The sequence below is a fragment of the Streptomyces sp. NRRL S-340 genome (genome assembly GCF_000720185.1).
GTDB lineage: Bacteria > Actinomycetota > Actinomycetes > Streptomycetales > Streptomycetaceae > Streptomyces.
Genome location: NZ_JOIY01000114.1, coordinates 1 through 594 on the forward strand (window position 1 = coordinate 1; position 594 = coordinate 594).

General features: G+C 58.9%; 1 protein-coding gene. It reads left to right on the top strand.

Annotation, left to right across the window (positions count from 1 at the left end):
- The coding region (locus IG64_RS42770) for a hypothetical protein (protein WP_037864968.1) at window positions 1-248 on the top strand (248 nt) is incomplete at its 5' end.
- Window positions 249-594 lie beyond the last annotated feature (346 nt).

The window sequence follows — 594 nt, forward strand, 5'->3', positions numbered from 1 at the left end:
GTTTATACGCCTTCATACACAGCCGCAGGAAAGACAAACGAGACCTGTTTTTGCGCATGCACGAGCAACTAGTCAGTCCCGACAAGCAACGAGGTCGGCGTCTGATCTATGACATGGCTGCAACTGGGCGCTCTGTCGATGATCTGACGGCGGATGAGTACGAAGCGATCAATAACGCGCTCGCCTACCTCGACGTTCTCGGTGTCTACTACAATAATCGCTACATTCGCCGTGAAGACGTAATGTAGATGTGGGCTTTGCCCATTGTTCGGCTGATGCAAGCAGCGCGCCCATTTCTTGAGCACCGTGACGAAAATCAAGGGACACCTGTCTGGCCGCGCCTACGCAATCTGGCAGAAGACGCGCAGCGGTATCTCCGTCACAATGACATTCCGGTCCGGCCCGTCACCTCTCTCCGTGGGCCTTCCAATCCGTAGCACGACCAGCGCCGTCAAGGGACGTCCCCACGGTTCTCCCGACCAGCGCGGCACCTCCTGCCTAGCCAAGGCCATCCAACCCCGTTGTGAGCGAGGCCATTAGCACCCCACACGTCCCGAAGGGCGCGCCTGCGCGAACGGCGAGACCGCGTCACAG